This is a genomic window from Pseudarthrobacter sp. SORGH_AS 212 (genome assembly GCF_030818145.1).
Taxonomy (GTDB): Bacteria; Actinomycetota; Actinomycetes; order Actinomycetales; family Micrococcaceae; genus Arthrobacter.
Genome location: NZ_JAUTAA010000001.1, coordinates 2,217,374 through 2,233,498 on the forward strand (window position 1 = coordinate 2,217,374; position 16,125 = coordinate 2,233,498).

Here is a 16,125-nt window from a genome sequence, read left to right on the forward strand (position 1 = left end):
CCACCAGCAGTACGTCGTCGTCAGTATCGGACCATCCTGCGGAGCAGCAGGACGAACGGTTAGGAAATCACATGGCAACAGAGACAGTTGCAAAGCCCCGTACCAGCGCTCGGGTACACGTCCAGAAATTCGGGACGTTCCTGTCCGGGATGATCATGCCCAACATCGGCGCCTTCATCGCCTGGGGCATCATCACAGCCCTCTTCATCGAAAAGGGCTGGCTGCCGGTTCCCCAGCTTGGCGGCTTCGGTGAAACCGACGGGAAGCCGAACATCGGCCTCGTAGGGCCCATGATCACCTACCTGCTGCCGCTGCTGATCGGTTACACCGGCGGCAAGATGGTCTACGACGTCCGCGGCGGCGTGGTGGGCGCCATCGGCACCATGGGCGTGATTGTGGGCGCAGGCATCCCGATGTTCATCGGCGCCATGATCATGGGCCCGCTGGGCGGCTGGACCATGAAGAAGATCGATTCGCTCTGGGACGGAAAAATCCGCCCGGGCTTCGAAATGCTGGTCAACAACTTCTCGGCCGGTATTTGGGGTGCGCTGCTTGCCATGCTGGGCTTCTACGCGGTCGCTCCGGTGGTGTCAGGGTTCAGCGCCGGTGCCGGCAACGTGGTGCAGTTCCTGGTCAACAACGGCCTGCTGCCGCTCACCAGCATCTTCATTGAGCCCGCCAAAGTCCTCTTCCTGAACAACGCCATCAACCACGGTGTGCTGACCCCGCTGGGCGTCCAGCAGTCGCTGGAGCAGGGCAAGTCCATCCTCTTCCTGCTCGAGGCCAACCCCGGCCCGGGCCTGGGCATCCTGCTGGCCTACATGTTCTTCGGCAAGGGCGCGGCCAAGGCCTCCGCCCCGGGCGCCGCAATCATCCACTTCCTCGGCGGCATCCACGAGATCTACTTCCCGTACGTCCTGATGCGCCCGCTGCTCATCCTGGCCGCCATCGCCGGCGGCATGACCGGCATCGCCACCCTGGCGGTCACCGGTGCCGGCCTCGTGGCACCGGCAGCCCCGGGTTCCATCTTCGCCGTACTCGCACAGACCTCCCGTGACAGCTACCTCGGGGTGATCCTCGCGGTGCTTCTTGCCACGGCCGCGTCCTTCCTCTGGTGGCCTCGGTGATCATGAAGACCACCAAGCACAGCGACGAAGGCGACCTCAACGCCGCAACCTCCCGCATGGAAGAAATGAAGGGCAAGAAGAGCTCCGTCTCCTCCCACCTGACCGGTGCGGGTGCCGGTGTGGGAACTGCCGTGATGGCTGGTCCCATCAAGAACATTGTGTTCGCCTGCGACGCCGGAATGGGCTCCAGCGCCATGGGCGCATCAGTGCTCCGCAACAAGATCAAGGCCGCCGGCTTCCCGGATGTCAAGGTCACCAACTCGGCAATCGCCAACCTCAGCGACACGTACGACGTTGTGGTCACGCACCAGGACCTCACCGAACGTGCCAAGCAGTCCACGTCCAGCGCCGCTCACTTCTCGGTGGACAACTTCATGAACAGCCCACGCTACGACGAGATCGTTGACCTGGTCAGGGAGAGCAACGCCGACGGCGGAACGTCCGACGCCGGCGCCACGGCCGAACCGGATGCCGGAACCTCCGGCCGGTGCTGCTGCAGCGGGCGCTGCAGGAGTTGGCGCCGGGGCTGCTGCAGCCGCGGGCCGGGGTGCGCACGCCGCAGACGCCCCGGCCGCGGGACAGGCGGAGATCCTGGCCCGTGAAAGCGTCATCCTGACCGGAACGGCCACCACCCGCGACGCCGCCATCGACGAAGCCGGCAGGCTCCTGCTGGCCCGCGGCGCGGTGGACCAGGGCTACATCGACGCCATGCACGAGCGCGAGGAATCCGTGTCCACCTACATGGGCAGCTTCCTGGCCATCCCGCACGGCACCAACGCCGCCAAGGACCACATCCGGAAGTCGGCAGTCTCGGTGATCCGCTACCCGCAGGGCATCGACTGGAACGGCAAGGAGGTCAAGTTCGTGGTGGGCGTCGCCGGCGTGAACAACGAACACCTGCACATCCTGTCCTCCATCGCCAAGGTCTTCACCAACAAGGAGCAGGTGGCCCGCCTTGAGGCGGCCAGCTCCGTGGATGAAGTCCTGGAGCTCTTCGGGAAGGTCAACGCATAGTGAAGGCTGTACATTTTGGTGCCGGCAACATCGGCCGCGGCTTCGTGGGGCTACTCCTGCACAACGCCGGCTACGAGGTGGTGTTCGCTGACGTCGCCGACGCGCTGATCGACCAACTGGCGGCCGCGGACAGCTACGCCGTCCATGAAGTGGGGGAGAACCCCGCCGTGCAGACCGTTGACAACTTCCGCGCCCTGAATTCGAACACCCAGGAAGCGGAACTCATCACGGAAATCGCGACGGCGGACCTCGTCACCACCGCGGTGGGGCCGCACATCCTGAAGTTCGTGGCACCGGTGATCGCGCGGGGCATTGCCGCACGCGGGGCCGGGATGGCGCCGCTGCAGGTCATGGCCTGCGAGAACGCCATCAATGCCACGGACATCCTGGCCCGGGAGGTGGCCTCCCGCCCGGAGGCCGCCGGCGGGGCGCTGGACGGCCAGGCCGTGTTCGCCAACACCGCCGTGGACCGGATCGTGCCCAACCAGGAGGCCGGGCAGGGCCTGGACGTCACCGTGGAATCCTTCTATGAGTGGGTCATCGACCGGACAGCCTTCGCCGGATCGGAGCCGGAGATCCCCGGCGCCACCTTTGTGGACGAGCTCGCGCCCTACATCGAGCGCAAGCTGTTCACGGTGAACACCGGCCATGCCTCGGCCGCCTATTTCGGGTTCGAGGCAGGACTGGAGAAGATCTCCGACGCCATGGCGGACCAGGACGTGGCGGAAGACGTGCGGGCCGTGCTGGAGGAAACCAAGCAACTCCTGGTGGCGAAGCACGGCTTCAGCAACGCGGCGCAGGAAGCCTACGTGCAGAAGATCCTGGTCCGGTTCACCAACCCGCACCTGCCGGACACCGTGAACCGGGTGGGCCGCGCCCCGTTGCGCAAGCTCAGCCGGCACGAGCGGTTCATCGGCCCTGCGGCCGAGCTGGCCGAACGCGGCGTGGTGCCCGAGGCTCTGCTGGGAGCCATCTCAGCGGCGCTGCGGTTCACTGATCCTGCCGACGCCGAGGCCACCGAACTGGCCGGCATCCTCGCGTCGGGCAGTGCGGCGGACGCCACCGCCAGGATCACCGGCCTGGAGCCGGAGCACCCGCTCTTCAACGCGGTGTCCACCCTCGTGGAGGAACGGCAGGCAGAGGTGGCCGCCGCCTCGGCCTGATGTCCGCAGCGGCAGCACTCTGCCTGCCGCACCATCCGACGAATGACTGCAGCGACGTAATGCACAATGACGACGCCGGCACTGAACCCCAGTGCCGGCGTCGTTCTTCTGTGATCTCGCACACAAACGGACCGAAAGTGTATTGGTTAGCCTGTCCTTACTTATAGGCTCGGCTCTATTAGGCAACGAAGTTGTGACGTTATTACCGAGTGGAGAACATCGTGAAGAAGAGGCTGCAGGGCTATCTGGGGGCAATGGCAGCGGGGGCGGCTCTCCTGACCGTGACCGCGTGCGGCGGCAACGCCACGGCAACCCCCGCAGCGGAAACCTCCACCATCACCGTCGAGCACGCCCAGGGGAGCACGGCCAACGTTCCCGTCAACCCGGAAAAGGTCTTCACGTTCGACCTCGGCGTCCTGGACACGATGGATGCCCTCGGCATTGAACCTGCCGGTGTGCCGGAGGCCGCCTACCCGGACGCGCTGAAGAAATACTCCGACGCCAAGTACGCAAAGATCGGCTCCCTGAAGGAACCCGACTTCGAAGCCGTCAGTGCCGGCGACCCGGACCTCATCATCATCTCCGGCCGCACCGCCGGAGCCTATGAAGAGCTGAGCAAGATCGCCCCCACGATTGATCTCTCCATTGATGCCGCCAAGCCCATGGACAGCTTCAAGGAGCAGGCCGGAAAGCTGGGGACCATCTTCAACAAGTCAGCCGAGGTTGAGGAGAAGCTCGCCGCCGTGGATACCACCGTGGCCGACACCAAAGCCAAGGCCGCAACAGCCGGCAAGGGCCTGATCGTCCTCACCTCCGGCGGCGAAGTCACCGCCTACGGCGCCGGCTCCCGCTTCGGCATCATCCACGACGTCCTGGGCGTACCCACCGCGGCGGACGTGAAGTCCGAGGGATCCCACGGTGAGGCCATCTCCTTCGAATACATCAAGCAGGCCAACCCGGACCTCCTCTACGTGATCAACCGCGATACCGCCATCGGAACCGAAGGCACCGCCAACGCCATTTTGGACAACGAGCTGGTCCAGTCCACCAATGCCGCCAAGAACGGCAAGGTCATCAACCTTGACCCTGCGGGCTGGTACATCGTGGGATACGGCCTGAACAACGTCAAGGCCATGGTGGATGCCGTAGCCGGCTCCGTCGCTTAAACCCCCACCGGGCTACAGCATGACCATCACCGCCGCGCGCCCCCAGGCGCCGGCGACCCGCAGCCAGGCCCGCCACTACGCGGGCCTGGCTGCCGCCGCAGTTGCCGTCCTGGTCCTCGCCGCCGGAAGCATGTTCGTGGGCGTCAGCGACGTCTCGCTCCCGTCCCTCCTCGCGGGGGACGCGGATACCATCGACATCTTCTGGATCTCCCGGGTGCCCCGCACCCTGGCTGTGCTGCTGGCAGGAATGGCCGTGGCCGTGGCCGGGCTGATCATGCAGCTCATGGCCCGGAACCGCTTCGTGGAACCCTCCACCGTGGGTACCGTGGAGTCCGCCACGCTGGGCATCCTGGTGGTCACCGTCCTCGCCCCGGGCGCTCCCATGCTGGCCAAGATGCTGGTGGCCAGCGTTTTCGCGATGCTGGGCACCGCCCTGTTCCTGGCCATCCTGCGGCGGCTGCCCGCCAGGAACACCCTGCTCATCCCGCTGGTGGGCATCATGCTGGGTGGCATCATCGCCGCCGTCACCACCTTCTTCGCCTACCGGTACGACCTGCTGCAGACGCTCAGCAACTGGATGATCGGCGACTTCTCGGGCGTCCTCCGCGGCCGGTACGAGCTGCTCTGGATCGTCGCGGCGCTCATGCTGGTGGGCCTGCTCGCCGCAGACCGTTTCACCGTGGCCGGGATGGGGCAGGACTTCACCACCAACCTGGGCCTGAACTATGCGCGCACCATGCGGCTGGGGCTGCTGATCGTCTCCCTGATCTCCGCCGTGGTGGTCACCACCGTGGGCGCCGTACCTTTCCTGGGCCTGGTGGTGCCCAACATCGTCTCCCTCATCTTCGGTGACAACCTCCGCCGCGCCGTCCCGTGGACCGCCCTGTTCGGGGCGGCGTTCGTGCTGGTCTGCGACATTATCGGCCGGACCATCCGGTACCCCTACGAGGTTCCAGTGGGGATGGTGATGTCCGTGCTGGGCGCCATCCTCTTCCTCGCCCTGATCCTGAGGAAACGCAATGCCTAAGGCGCCAGCCCTGACCTCCCCGGCTCCCGTGGATGCCGCCGCCGCCCCGTCCCGCGCCCCGTCCACCGGCCCCGTCAGGCGCCGGTTCCGCAATGCCCCGCCCCAACTCGTGGTGGGTGTCCTGCTCGCGGCTACCGCCACCGTCGTCCTCTTCTTCCTGTTCTTCGAACTCAAGGGCAACGCGGGCTACATCCTGCCGCGCCGCGCCATCAAGGTCTCCGCGATGCTGCTGGTGGCCGTTGCCGTGGGCGTATCCACGCTGCTGTTCCAGACCGTGACGGCCAACCGCATCCTGACGCCATCCATCATGGGCTTCGACTCGCTGTACATCCTGGTGCAGACCGTCATGGCCTTCGCCCTCGGTGCCGCCGCCGTGGTGACCGCCCCGCCTACCCTGCAGTTCGGCGCCGAGGTGGTGCTGATGGTGGCCTTCAGCGCTCTGCTGTACCGCTGGATGTTCACCGGCGCCACCCGGTCGCTGCACCTGCTCCTGCTGGTGGGCGTGATCCTCGGCAGCCTGTTCCGCGGCTTCTCCTCCCTGCTGCAGCGGCTGATGGAACCCAGCGAGTTCATCATCCTGCAGGACCTGTTCTTCGCATCCTTCAACAATGTGGACCCCGCACTGCTGGGAGTGGCCGCGGTGATCGTCGCCGCCGTTTGCGCTGCCGTGTGGCGGGCCCGGCACACCCTTGACGTCCTGGCATTGGGCCGGGACGTGGCCATCAACGTGGGCGTGGACCACCGCAAGGTGGTGATGCGCGTGCTGCTGGCGTGCTCGCTGCTGGTGGCCGTCTCCACCGCCCTGGTGGGCCCGGTGACCTTCTTCGGACTCCTGGTGGTGAGCCTGGGCTACCAGCTGTGCCGCGGGTTCAGCCACGCCTGGCTGCTGCCCATCGTGGTACTGATCGGCGCCATTGCCCTGGTAGGCGGCCAGCTGGTTTTGGAGAAGGTTTTCGGCTTCGGCACGGCGCTCAGCGTGGTCATCGAGTTCACCGGCGGCATCCTCTTCCTCTACCTCCTGCTGAAAGGCTCGCTCAAATGACCATCGCGGTCCGCAACGTCTCCAAAAGCTACGGCGGCCAGACGGTCCTCGACGACGTCAGCTGCGAGATCCCGCAGGGCGGCATCACCTCGATCATCGGACCCAACGGCGCCGGCAAATCCACCCTGCTCTCACTGATCAGCCGGTTGCAGCCCCTGGGCTCAGGCGAGGTGTCCGTGGGCGGCCTGGACATCGCGTCCACGGACAGCCGCCAGCTGGCCCGGACCATGGCCATCCTCCGCCAGGAGAACCACCTCACCATGCGGCTCACCGTCCGCGACCTGGTGGCCTTCGGCCGGTTCCCCCACTCCGGCGGCCGGCCCACCGTTGAGGACCTCGCCAAGGTGGAAGAGGCCATCGCGCACCTGGACCTGACGCCCATGGCGGACAAGTTCGTGGACGAGCTCTCCGGCGGGCAGCGGCAGCGCGCGTTCATTGCCATGGTGCTGGCCCAGGACACGCAGTACCTGCTCCTGGACGAGCCGCTGAACAACCTGGACATGAAGCACTCGGTGGAGATGATGCGGCTCCTGCGGCGTCTTGCCGACGAATTCGGCAAGACGATTGTGATCGTGGTCCACGACATCAACTTCGCCTCCTGCTACTCGGACACCATCCTGGCCATGAAGGACGGCAGGCTGATCCACCAGGGCAGCCCGCGGCAGATCATGCAGCAGGCCATGCTCCGCGACGTTTACGACATCGATATCCGTATCGAGGAAATCGGCGCCCACCGGATCGGCGTCTACTTCACCTGACCCGCGCTCACTTAAGGTGGGTATTCCTGAAACGCCCGCTCACTTGCGGTGGGTATTCCTGAAACGCCCGCTCACTTGCGGTGGCTATGCCGGTAAGGCGCGCTCACCCGTGCAAGGCTGGGAAGGTGAGTGAAACCGCTGCTGCCCCGGAACCCCTGCTGACCGCCGACGTCGGGCGCGAGACTTTCCGCCTCCGCCACGCCATGCGGGCGGACCTGCCCGCCGTCGTGCAGCTCCTCGCCTACGACGCCCTGGGCGCGGGCCGCGAGGCGGGCCAGGACATGGCACCCTACGAACGGGCGTTTGACGCAATCGACGGCGACCCCCGCCACATGCTCCTTGTGGGCGAGCTGGTGCCGCCCGGGGAAGCCGCGGGTCCGGTGGTTGCCACGTTCCAGCTGAGCTTCCTCCCCGGCATCTCGCGGCACGGGGCGTGGCGCTCGCAGATCGAGGGCGTGCGGGTGGCCGACGCCCTCAGGGGCCAGGGCATCGGCAACCTGATGATCCAGTGGGCCATCGGCGAGTCCAGGCGGCAGGGCTGTTCGCTGGTGCAGCTGACCACGCACAAGACGCGGACGGCTGCCCAGCGCTTCTACCAGCGGCTCGGATTTGAAGGCTCGCACGAGGGCATGAAGCTCACGCTCTGACCACATAACTTTGACTGTTAGGTACCCTAAATGTTAGGGTACCTAATGATGAACGAGAACAAGCTCCAGGAACTCGCCGCAGGCTTCCGCGAAGCCCTGCGCCACAGCGTCTACCTGGTCCGCCGCCTCGACGCGGACGGAGACCTCAGCGCCGCCCAGCTCAGCACCCTGAAGATGCTGCTGGACGACGGCGTCCGGGTAGGTGAGATCGCCCGCAACCTCGGCGTCAGGGTACCCAGCGCCACCGAGCAGATCATCAAGCTCGAACGCGCAGGGTTGGCCCGCCGCGAACCCGACCCCGCCGACTCCCGCGCCGTCCGCGTCATCCTGACCGCCGAAGGCCGCGCCGCCGTCGAGTCCGCAAACCAGCGGCGCAACGCCGTCATGGCCGAACTCCTCGGCGAACTCACCGAGCAGGACCGGGAAGCACTGGCGGCGGCGCTGCCCGTCATCGACAAAATCAACGCGTCCCTCCAGAACTGACGCACCGCACCCCCCTTAGGAGCACACCCCATGAACCGCCAAGCAGACACCCTGCCGGCACCCGGGAACACCCTGCAGGCCGAAAAGGCCTCCTTCCTCAAACAGCCAAAAGCCGTGTGGGCCACCGCCCTGGCCGCGGTCTTCGCGTTCATGGGCATCGGCCTGGTGGACCCCATCCTCCCCGCGATCGCCACCAACCTGGACGCCAGCCCCAGCGAGGTCTCGCTGCTGTTCACCAGCTACTTCCTGGTCACCGCCCTGGCGATGCTGATCACCGGCTTCGTCTCGTCCCGCATCGGCGGCAAGAAAACCCTGCTGATCGGGCTGGCCATCATCGTGGTGTTCTCTTCGCTCTCCGGCCTGTCCGGCAGCGTGGATGAGCTGGTGGGCTTCCGCGCCGGCTGGGGCCTGGGCAACGCCCTCTTCGTCGCCACCGCCCTCGCGGTCATCGTGGGTGTGGCAAGCGGCGGCGCCGGCATTGCCATCATCCTCTACGAGGCCGCACTGGGCCTTGGCATCTCCCTCGGCCCGCTCCTGGGCGCCCTGCTGGGCGGCTGGCAGTGGCGCGCCCCGTTCTTTGGCACGGCCGTCCTGATGGCCGCCGCATTCATTGCCTTGCTGGCCCTGCTTCCCAAGACGCCGCTGCCCGAGCGCAAGGTGCGCCTCCGCGACCCGCTACTGGCCCTGGGCCACAAGGGATTGCGCACGACGGCGGCCAGCGGCTTGTTCTACAACTACGGCTTCTTCACCATCCTGGCTTTCACCCCCTTCATCCTGGGCATGGACGCGTATGGAATCGGCGCCGTCTTCTTCGGCTGGGGCGTGGCGGTGGCCGTGTTCTCCGTCTTCGTCGCGCCGGTCCTGCAGCGCCGCTTCGGTGCCGTCAAGGTGCTGACCGGCACCCTGTTCGTCCTGTTGCTGGACCTGGCCGGGCTGGGACTGGCGGCCGGGCACTCGGTGCCTGCCGTTGTCGTACTGGTCATTGTGGCGGGCGCCCTGCTGGGCATCAACAACACCGTCTACACCGAACTGGCCATGGGCGTCTCCGATTCCCCTCGGCCGGTGGCCTCCTCCGGCTACAACTTCGTCCGCTGGATGGGCGGCGCGCTGGCGCCGTTCCTGGCCGCGCAACTGGGTGAGCACTTCGGCCCCCAGGTGCCCTTCTACGCCGGTGCCGTGGCCATGGGAATTGCCATCCTGGTGGCGTTCAGCGGCCGCAAGTACCTTACGGCGCACGAACCGCACCTGGTCTAGGAGTCGCTACTGCCTCCCGGAGGCAGACTTGGTGCCGGACAGCAGGACCACCAGCACCGCAGCCAGGCTCACCGCGGCCTGCACCATGACAAGCACCGGAAGGGCCTGCCCCACGAAGAGGGCGATCCCCACCGGGAGCAGAGACAGGACGGTGACGTCGAGTCCCCGCAGCAGCGAGGACACCTGGGCCCGGGGAACCGGGCCCATTGGCGTATCCACCGGCGGCAGTGTCCAGTCGGCGGGCGGCCGGGTAGCTCCGCGGAAGCAGCCGGCGCCCATGCCGATGCCGGCCAGCGCACCCATGGCGGGCAACAGCGGTCCGCCCGCCCCCAGCAGGGCCAGGGCGCCCGAGAGCAGTGTCATCCAAGCGGCCAGCGCCAGCGCGGGCATCAACAGCCGGCACGCCCGGACGGCGGCGCGGGGGAGCGGCAGCAGGGCGTCCAGCTCGGGCAACAATGCTGTCCGCCGGGCCACGGTGCCCATCCCGCTGGCCACTCCACAGCCGGCCACCAGCAGGAAGACCAGCTGCAGCCAGGCGGGGAGCCCGGCGTCGGACACCACCACGGCCAGGCATGCCGCCAGCCACAGCAGCGGCACTGCCAGGAGGGGCTGCAGGCGAAGGAACGCCGTAACGTCCGCCCTGACGAGGCCGGCAAACGGGCCCCGCGTCCTGCGGGCATAGAAACGCCGGGCCCGGGAACCGGCTGCGGGACGCGGCGTCCCTGCCATCGAGCGGAGCAGCTCGTTGGTGTCCAGGAAGAACACCGCCGACGCCGCGTGCCCTGACACGTTGCCGCCACGGACCAGTTCCATGCCGGTGACCTGGCCCGCGCGGCGCAGGAGCGGAACGAGGACCACGACGCCTGCCAGCACCGCGGCGGCCAATGGCCACCCGGCGGGGGCCATCCCCGGCAGCAGCGCAAGCGGGGCGAGGGCCAGCAGTGCGGCGGCCCGGCCACGGCGCGGAGCCACCAGGCCGAGCTGGAGCAGAGCCGCAATCCCCAGGACCGCCACGCTCGCGGCCCCGAACGTTGCCGCGGCCAGCGCATGGTCCGCGGCGTCCGCCGCCAGGTCAGTGACGATGCTGAACGGGACATAGCCGAGGGTGGCGCCGAGGCCCACGGAAAGCAGGCGGCGCCGGAAGGTGGGCAACACCATGGGGCGGCGGTCAAGGGGCAGCGGCAGCCACCATGCACCCTGCGCGCCCGTGACGGCGATGGGACCCAGCCGCCGTGCCACTGCCAGGATGGCCGCCAATCCGCCGTAGGTCAGCAGGGTCCACAGGAGCGGGGCCGGAAGCACCAGCGGGCTCCCCGCCACCAGGCTTGCCGCCATGGCGTTGTCCCTGGTCATTTCATCGCGCAGCCCGCCCACGAAGGAAACGGCAATGGCAGCGGCGCAGCCCAGGGCCACCAGGGAGGTATAAATATCCGCGAAGGCATCTCCCAGGGACGTCTGGGTGCGGTTGTACGCCCGGGAGTGCCGCCTGGTGAAAGTTACCAATTCGCCGGCAAGGGCGGTGCCGGCTTGGGCGCCTGTCACGGGATCAGAGGCCAGCAATGAAAGCTGCCCCTTCTTCGGCGGAAACCAGTTCCACATCGTCCTTGATGACCAGTGCAGAGGTTGCCGTGCGGACCAGCAGCCGCGGGTCGTGTGTCACCAGCAGCACGGCGCCACCGCCGTCCGCGTAGGCGGCGATCCGGCCTGCCAGGGCGTCCCGCATGCCGGGGTCCAGGCGCTGCTCCGGCTCGTCCAGGATCAGCAGGGCCGATGGCCGGATGAATCCTGCGGCCAACAGCAGGCGGCGCCGCTGCCCCGAAGACAGGGCATCCGGTACGGCGTCCGCGCGCGTGGACAGGCCAAAGAACTCCAGTTCGGCGGCCACCCGCTCCCCGGGATCCGCCAGCGAGTGGCCGCGGGCCACCAGGAGCAGGTGCTCGGTGACGCTGAGCGACGGAAAGAAGAGGTCGTCGTCGAACACGGCGGCAACTTCACGGCGGAAATGGACGGAATCCGGGTCCACGGGCAGTCCGAGGATCCGGGCGTCGCCGCTGATGGCGGGCTGGCGGCCGGCGATGGTCTGCACCACGGTGGATTTCCCGGCCCCGTTGACGCCCACCACGCCCAGCACCTGGCCTGCGCGCACTTCCGCCGTCACTTTGCCGCAGACGGGCGCGCCGCCATAGCCCACTACCAGCTGTCCGGCCTCGAGGACCGCCCCCAGATCAGTCACCCGTCCAATCTAGCGGGTGGTTCCCTGAAGGAGTTCAGCCGAACCCGCGTTCAGCGGGGCCTGCTGTCAGCCCTTCGCCGAGCCCTTCGCCACGAACAGGGTCTCGGCCTGCTCAAGGGACATGCCGTTGGTCTCCGGCACCTTGAACATCACGAAGAAGAAGGATGCCGCGGCGAACAGCGCGTACATGGCGTAGGTCAGCGGCAGGGACACGGCGGACATCACCGGGAAGCTGAGCGTGATGGCGAAGTTGGCCACCCACTGAGCCGCCGCTGCGAGTCCCAGGGCGCGGGCACGGATGCGGGACGGGAAGATCTCGCCGAGCAGCACCCACACCAGCGGACCCCAGGAGGCGCCGAAGCTGACTACGAACACGTTGGCCGCCACCAGGGCCACGGGCCCCCAGGCGCCCGGGAGGGTGATGTCTTCGCCGGATCCGGTTGCGGAGGAGAAGGCCAGGGCCATGGCGCCCAGGGAGACGGCCATGCCCACGGAACCAACCAGCAGGATGGGGCGGCGTCCAATCCGGTCCACCAGGGCGATGGCCACCAGGGTCACCAGGATGTTGGTGACGGATGTGGCCACCGAGATGGCCAGGGAATCCTCTTCCCGGAAACCGACGGCCTTCCACAGGGTGGTGGAGTAGTAGAAGATCACGTTGATGCCCACGAACTGCTGCAGCATGGAGAGGATGATGCCCACCCACACCACCGCCTGCAGGCCGAAGGTCTTGCCGCGCAGTGAGCCCTTCTGACCGGCGATCTTGTCTTCCTCGATGGCGTCCCGGATTTCCCGGATATGGCGCTCGGTGTCATCGGCCGGGGCGATGCTGTCGAAGATCTTGCGCGCTTCTTCGTCCTTGCCCTGGAATACCAGGAACCGCGGGGACTCCGGAAGCGTGAAGGCAATCCAGCCGTAAACCAGGGCGGGAACGGCGGCGGCCAGGAACATCCAGCGCCACGCCTCGATGCCCAGCCAGAAGGACTGGTCCGCGCCGCCGGCGCTGGTGGCCAGGAGGGCGTCCGACAGCAGGGCCGCGAAAATACCTGTGGTGATGGCCAGCTGCTGCAGGGAGGCGAGCCGCCCGCGGACCTGCCGCGGCGAGATTTCGGAGATATATGCAGGGGCAATCACGGAGGCGAGGCCAATGCCGAGTCCGCCCACCAGTCGCCAGAAAATGAGGTCCCACACGCTGAAAGCGAAGCCGGTGCCGATGGCGCTGACCAGGAACAGCAGCGCGCCGATCTTCATGGCGGGGATGCGGCCGTATTTGTCGGCCACCTTCCCGGCCAGGTAGGCGCCGGCGGCGCAGCCCAGCAGCGCAACGGCGACGGCGAACCCGGTCACCGCTTCGGAGAGCGCGAACTCGCCCTTCATGGCGTCCACGGCACCGTTCACCACGGACGAGTCGAAGCCGAAGAGGAATCCGCCCACCGCTCCCGCAAGCGCCAGCCAGATCACCCGCTGCGGTATGCGGGTCTTGGTCTGCTCCTGTGCAGTGGGCATGGTTCTCCCTGGGTTTGGGGTGTGGTGGAGTTCGCGCGGACGTCGTCGGCTGCGGACCGGCTAAATGGCCAGTGTACTTACGGTAGTGTTCCATGCCACGGCGAACCGTTCCAGTTAAAGAAAGCCCGCGCCGGCTCCCCTCCCGCAGTGGACGCGCACGACGACGGTGCGCGCCGCCGTCGTACGCCTCGCCCCGGGCGCGCAGTACTTAGGGAGAAATGCCGGAACCCTCCCGCACGGTGTGCGAAAGGGCTCCGATTATTGCCGCCACGAGTGAGCGCGCGTTGGTGTTTTGGACACCACAAGTGAGCTCGCGATTAGTGGGCGGGGACCTGCAGGGTGTCGTTGTCCTGCGGGGGAGTGGCGTTGGGGTCCGTCAGCTTCTTCTTCGGCAGCGCGAGGCTGATGAGGAACGCGATTCCGGTCAGCACCGCAGCTGTCAGCATCACGGCGTCGATCGAACCGGCGAAGCCTTCGGTGATGGGCCGGGTCAGGGTGCTGTTGGCCGTGTGCAGCCAGCTGGTGTCGTTGAGCGAATCGTTGGACGCGCCGTTCTTGAAGAAGTCGTACAGCTTGGCGTTGGCCGGGTCTGCCGCCACCGCCGGGTCCTTCAGGACGGCAAGGTACGCGGCATCAGTGGTGGCTGCCTTCATGCCGTCGGCGATCTTGTCGGCCGCCAGGCTGAACAGCATGGAGATGAAGACGGCGGTTCCCACGGCGCCGCCCATGGAGCGGAAGAAGGCGGCCGAGGACGTTCCCACACCCATGTCACGCGGCGGGACGGAGGTCTGCATGGCCAAGGTGAGCGGCTGCATGCAGAAGCCCAGGCCCACGCCGAAGAACACGGCGATCAGTCCGGGAACCCACAGGGCCGTGTCCACGCGAAGCGAAAGCCCCATGACCAGTGCTGCGGCCGTGAGGATTCCCGTGCCCATGATGGGGAAGATCCGGAAGGTGCCGGACGCAGAGATGGTCCGCCCGGCGGTGATGGACCCGAACAGGATGCCCACGGTGAAGGTGATCATCATCAGGCCGGCCTCGGTGGGAGTCAGGCCCTTCACGAGTTGGAGGTACATGGGGAGCATGGCGATGGCGCCGAACATGCCGATGCCGATGATGAAGTTCAGCAGCGAGGACAGCCCGAAGGTGATGTTGCTGAAAAGCCGCAGCGGGATCAGGGCGTAGTCTCCGGCGCGTTTCTCGGCCAGCAGGAACCAGGCGATGCCCACCACGCCCAGGCCGTAGCAGAGGAAGGAGTTGGTGGACGCCCAGCCCCAGGACCGGCCCTGCTCGGCCACCAGGAGCAGCGGGACGATGGCCACGGTGATGGCTGCGGCGCCCCAGTAGTCGATCTTCTGCTTCAGGTGCTTGGCCGGCAGGTGCAGGAACAGGAACACCACCACCAGGGCGGCGAGGCCGATAGGCACGTTGATGAAGAACACCCAGCGCCAGCCGTCAAAGCCCAGGATGTTGGAGGTTCCGGCGAAGGCACCGCCCACCACGGGGCCCAGCACCGAGGAGATGCCGAACACGGACATGAAGTAGCCCTGGTACTTGGCCCGGTCCTTGAGCGAGACAATGTCGCCGATGATGGTCAGGGCCAGTGCCAGCAGGCCGCCGGCGCCGAGGCCCTGGACGCCGCGGGCCAGTGCAAGTTCCGTCATGGAATGGACGGAACCGGCATAGACCGAGCCCGCCAGGAAGATCACGATGGCGCTCAGGTACAGGGGCCGGCGGCCGAAGATATCGCTCAGCTTGCCGTACAGCGGGGTGCTGACCGTGGAGGTGATCAGGTACGCGGTGGTGGCCCACGCCTGGAGCGAGAGGCCGTCCAGGTCGTTGGCGATGGTGTAGATGGACGTGGACACGATGGTCTGGTCCAGCGAGGCCAGGAACATGCCCAGCATCAGGCCCACCATCACGGTGACGATCTGGCGCTGCGTCAGGGTATCTCCGGCGCCGGGCGCGGCAGTGGCTTTGGACATAGGGGCTCCAAGGGGAAGAAAAGGGAAGTAAGCAATTGATAGTTGCTTTCAGTAACTATCTTACCTGCACTTCCATTCCCCGGCACGGGAAACTTTTTGAGGCTGCCGGGTCACGGCTCCACGAGGATGCCGTCCGGATCGCACCAGATCATGGCACCCGTGCGGATGGTGACGCCATCGATCACCACGTCAACGTCCACTTCGCCTGCTCCGGCCTTGGCGCTCTTCCGGGGGTTGCTGCCCAGCGCCTTGACGCCCAGGTCGAGCTTCGCGATGGCCTCGCGGTCCCGGATTGCCCCATTGATCACGACGCCGGCCCAGCCGTTCGCCACGGCGCTTTCGGCGATCATGTCCCCCATCAGGGCGGTCCCCAGCGAGCCGCCGCCGTCCACCACCAGCACGTTGCCGTTGCCCGGGGTTGCCAGCGTGGACTTCACCAGGGCGTTGTCCTGGAAGCAGCGGATGGTCCGGGCCCGCCCGGAGAAATGCGTGCGGCCGCCGAGGGACTGGAACTGCAGCGCCACGGACGCCAGCTCATCGCCGCGCTCGTCGTAGAGGTCCGCCGTGTTGATGGCAGGGGTGGAAGCAGCGTTCATGTGGTTCTCCTTCGAGCCTCGGGGTGCCGCGCGCTCGTTACTGCCCCGGCGTGCGGCACAGACGCCGGGCAAGGCCCACGATAGTCTGAATTCCAGCATCAGCACCTGCCCCGGGGGGAACCAG

General features: G+C 67.1%; 13 protein-coding genes and 1 pseudogene. 9 read left to right on the top strand and 5 right to left on the bottom strand.

Features of this window, described 5'->3' with window-relative positions:
- Window positions 1-71: 71 nt before the first annotated feature.
- The 9 genes and pseudogenes from QE394_RS10175 (at window position 72) to QE394_RS10215 (ending at window position 9,681) form a co-directional block, all read left to right on the top strand.
- Window positions 72-2,141 (top strand): annotated as a pseudogene (locus tag QE394_RS10175) (PTS mannitol transporter subunit IICBA).
- A complete protein-coding gene (locus QE394_RS10180) occupies window positions 2,141-3,304 on the top strand; it encodes a mannitol-1-phosphate 5-dehydrogenase (protein ID WP_349034435.1) in 1,164 nt (387 codons plus the stop codon). Before QE394_RS10175 ends, QE394_RS10180 begins: the two are co-directional and overlap by 1 nt.
- 221 nt (window positions 3,305-3,525) lie before the next feature.
- The gene (locus QE394_RS10185) at window positions 3,526-4,470 is read left to right on the top strand and encodes a siderophore ABC transporter substrate-binding protein (protein WP_349034436.1); all 945 of its coding nucleotides are present in this window, start codon (window positions 3,526-3,528) and stop codon (window positions 4,468-4,470) included.
- Between the two features lie 19 nt (window positions 4,471-4,489).
- Entirely contained in the window at window positions 4,490-5,497 is a 1,008-nt protein-coding gene (locus QE394_RS10190; RefSeq protein WP_349034437.1) for an ABC transporter permease, read from the top strand.
- Window positions 5,490-6,539: an iron chelate uptake ABC transporter family permease subunit gene (locus QE394_RS10195; RefSeq protein WP_349034438.1), complete on the top strand. Its 1,050-nt coding sequence runs from the start codon at window positions 5,490-5,492 to the stop codon at window positions 6,537-6,539. Before QE394_RS10190 ends, QE394_RS10195 begins: the two co-directional genes overlap by 8 nt.
- Entirely contained in the window at window positions 6,536-7,297 is a 762-nt protein-coding gene (locus QE394_RS10200; RefSeq protein ID WP_056080578.1) for an ABC transporter ATP-binding protein, read from the top strand. Before QE394_RS10195 ends, QE394_RS10200 begins: the two co-directional genes overlap by 4 nt.
- 203 nt (window positions 7,298-7,500) lie before the next feature.
- The gene (locus QE394_RS10205) at window positions 7,501-7,944 is read left to right on the top strand and encodes a GNAT family N-acetyltransferase (RefSeq protein ID WP_349035396.1); all 444 of its coding nucleotides are present in this window, start codon (window positions 7,501-7,503) and stop codon (window positions 7,942-7,944) included.
- A 45-nt stretch (window positions 7,945-7,989) separates the two neighbouring features.
- Window positions 7,990-8,427, top strand: coding sequence for a MarR family transcriptional regulator (locus QE394_RS10210; protein WP_082497403.1), 438 nt, complete (start codon window positions 7,990-7,992; stop codon window positions 8,425-8,427).
- Window positions 8,428-8,457: 30 nt separating this feature from the next.
- Entirely contained in the window at window positions 8,458-9,681 is a 1,224-nt protein-coding gene (locus QE394_RS10215; protein ID WP_056080583.1) for an MFS transporter, read from the top strand.
- Window positions 9,682-9,687: 6 nt separating this feature from the next.
- On the opposite strand, the gene QE394_RS10220 is transcribed toward QE394_RS10215, so the two are convergent.
- The 5 genes from QE394_RS10220 to rraA all read right to left on the bottom strand — a co-directional run bounded on the left by QE394_RS10220 (window position 9,688) and on the right by rraA (window position 16,001).
- A complete protein-coding gene (locus QE394_RS10220; RefSeq protein ID WP_349034439.1) occupies window positions 9,688-11,223 on the bottom strand; it encodes a DUF6297 family protein in 1,536 nt (511 codons plus the stop codon).
- 4 nt (window positions 11,224-11,227) lie between these two features.
- Window positions 11,228-11,905 carry an ABC transporter ATP-binding protein gene (locus tag QE394_RS10225; protein ID WP_349035397.1) on the bottom strand — a complete coding sequence of 226 codons (678 nt, stop codon included), beginning with the start codon at window positions 11,903-11,905 and terminating at the stop codon, window positions 11,228-11,230.
- A 75-nt stretch (window positions 11,906-11,980) separates the two neighbouring features.
- Window positions 11,981-13,420 carry a sugar porter family MFS transporter gene (locus QE394_RS10230; protein WP_349034440.1) on the bottom strand — a complete coding sequence of 480 codons (1,440 nt, stop codon included), beginning with the start codon at window positions 13,418-13,420 and terminating at the stop codon, window positions 11,981-11,983.
- 317 nt (window positions 13,421-13,737) lie between these two features.
- Window positions 13,738-15,405 (bottom strand): MDR family MFS transporter, encoded by a 1,668-nt coding sequence (locus tag QE394_RS10235; RefSeq protein WP_091716696.1) that lies wholly within the window; start codon window positions 15,403-15,405, stop codon window positions 13,738-13,740.
- 110 nt (window positions 15,406-15,515) lie between these two features.
- Complete coding sequence (rraA, locus tag QE394_RS10240; RefSeq protein ID WP_056080592.1) at window positions 15,516-16,001, bottom strand: ribonuclease E activity regulator RraA; 486 nt, start codon at window positions 15,999-16,001, stop codon at window positions 15,516-15,518.
- Window positions 16,002-16,125 lie beyond the last annotated feature (124 nt).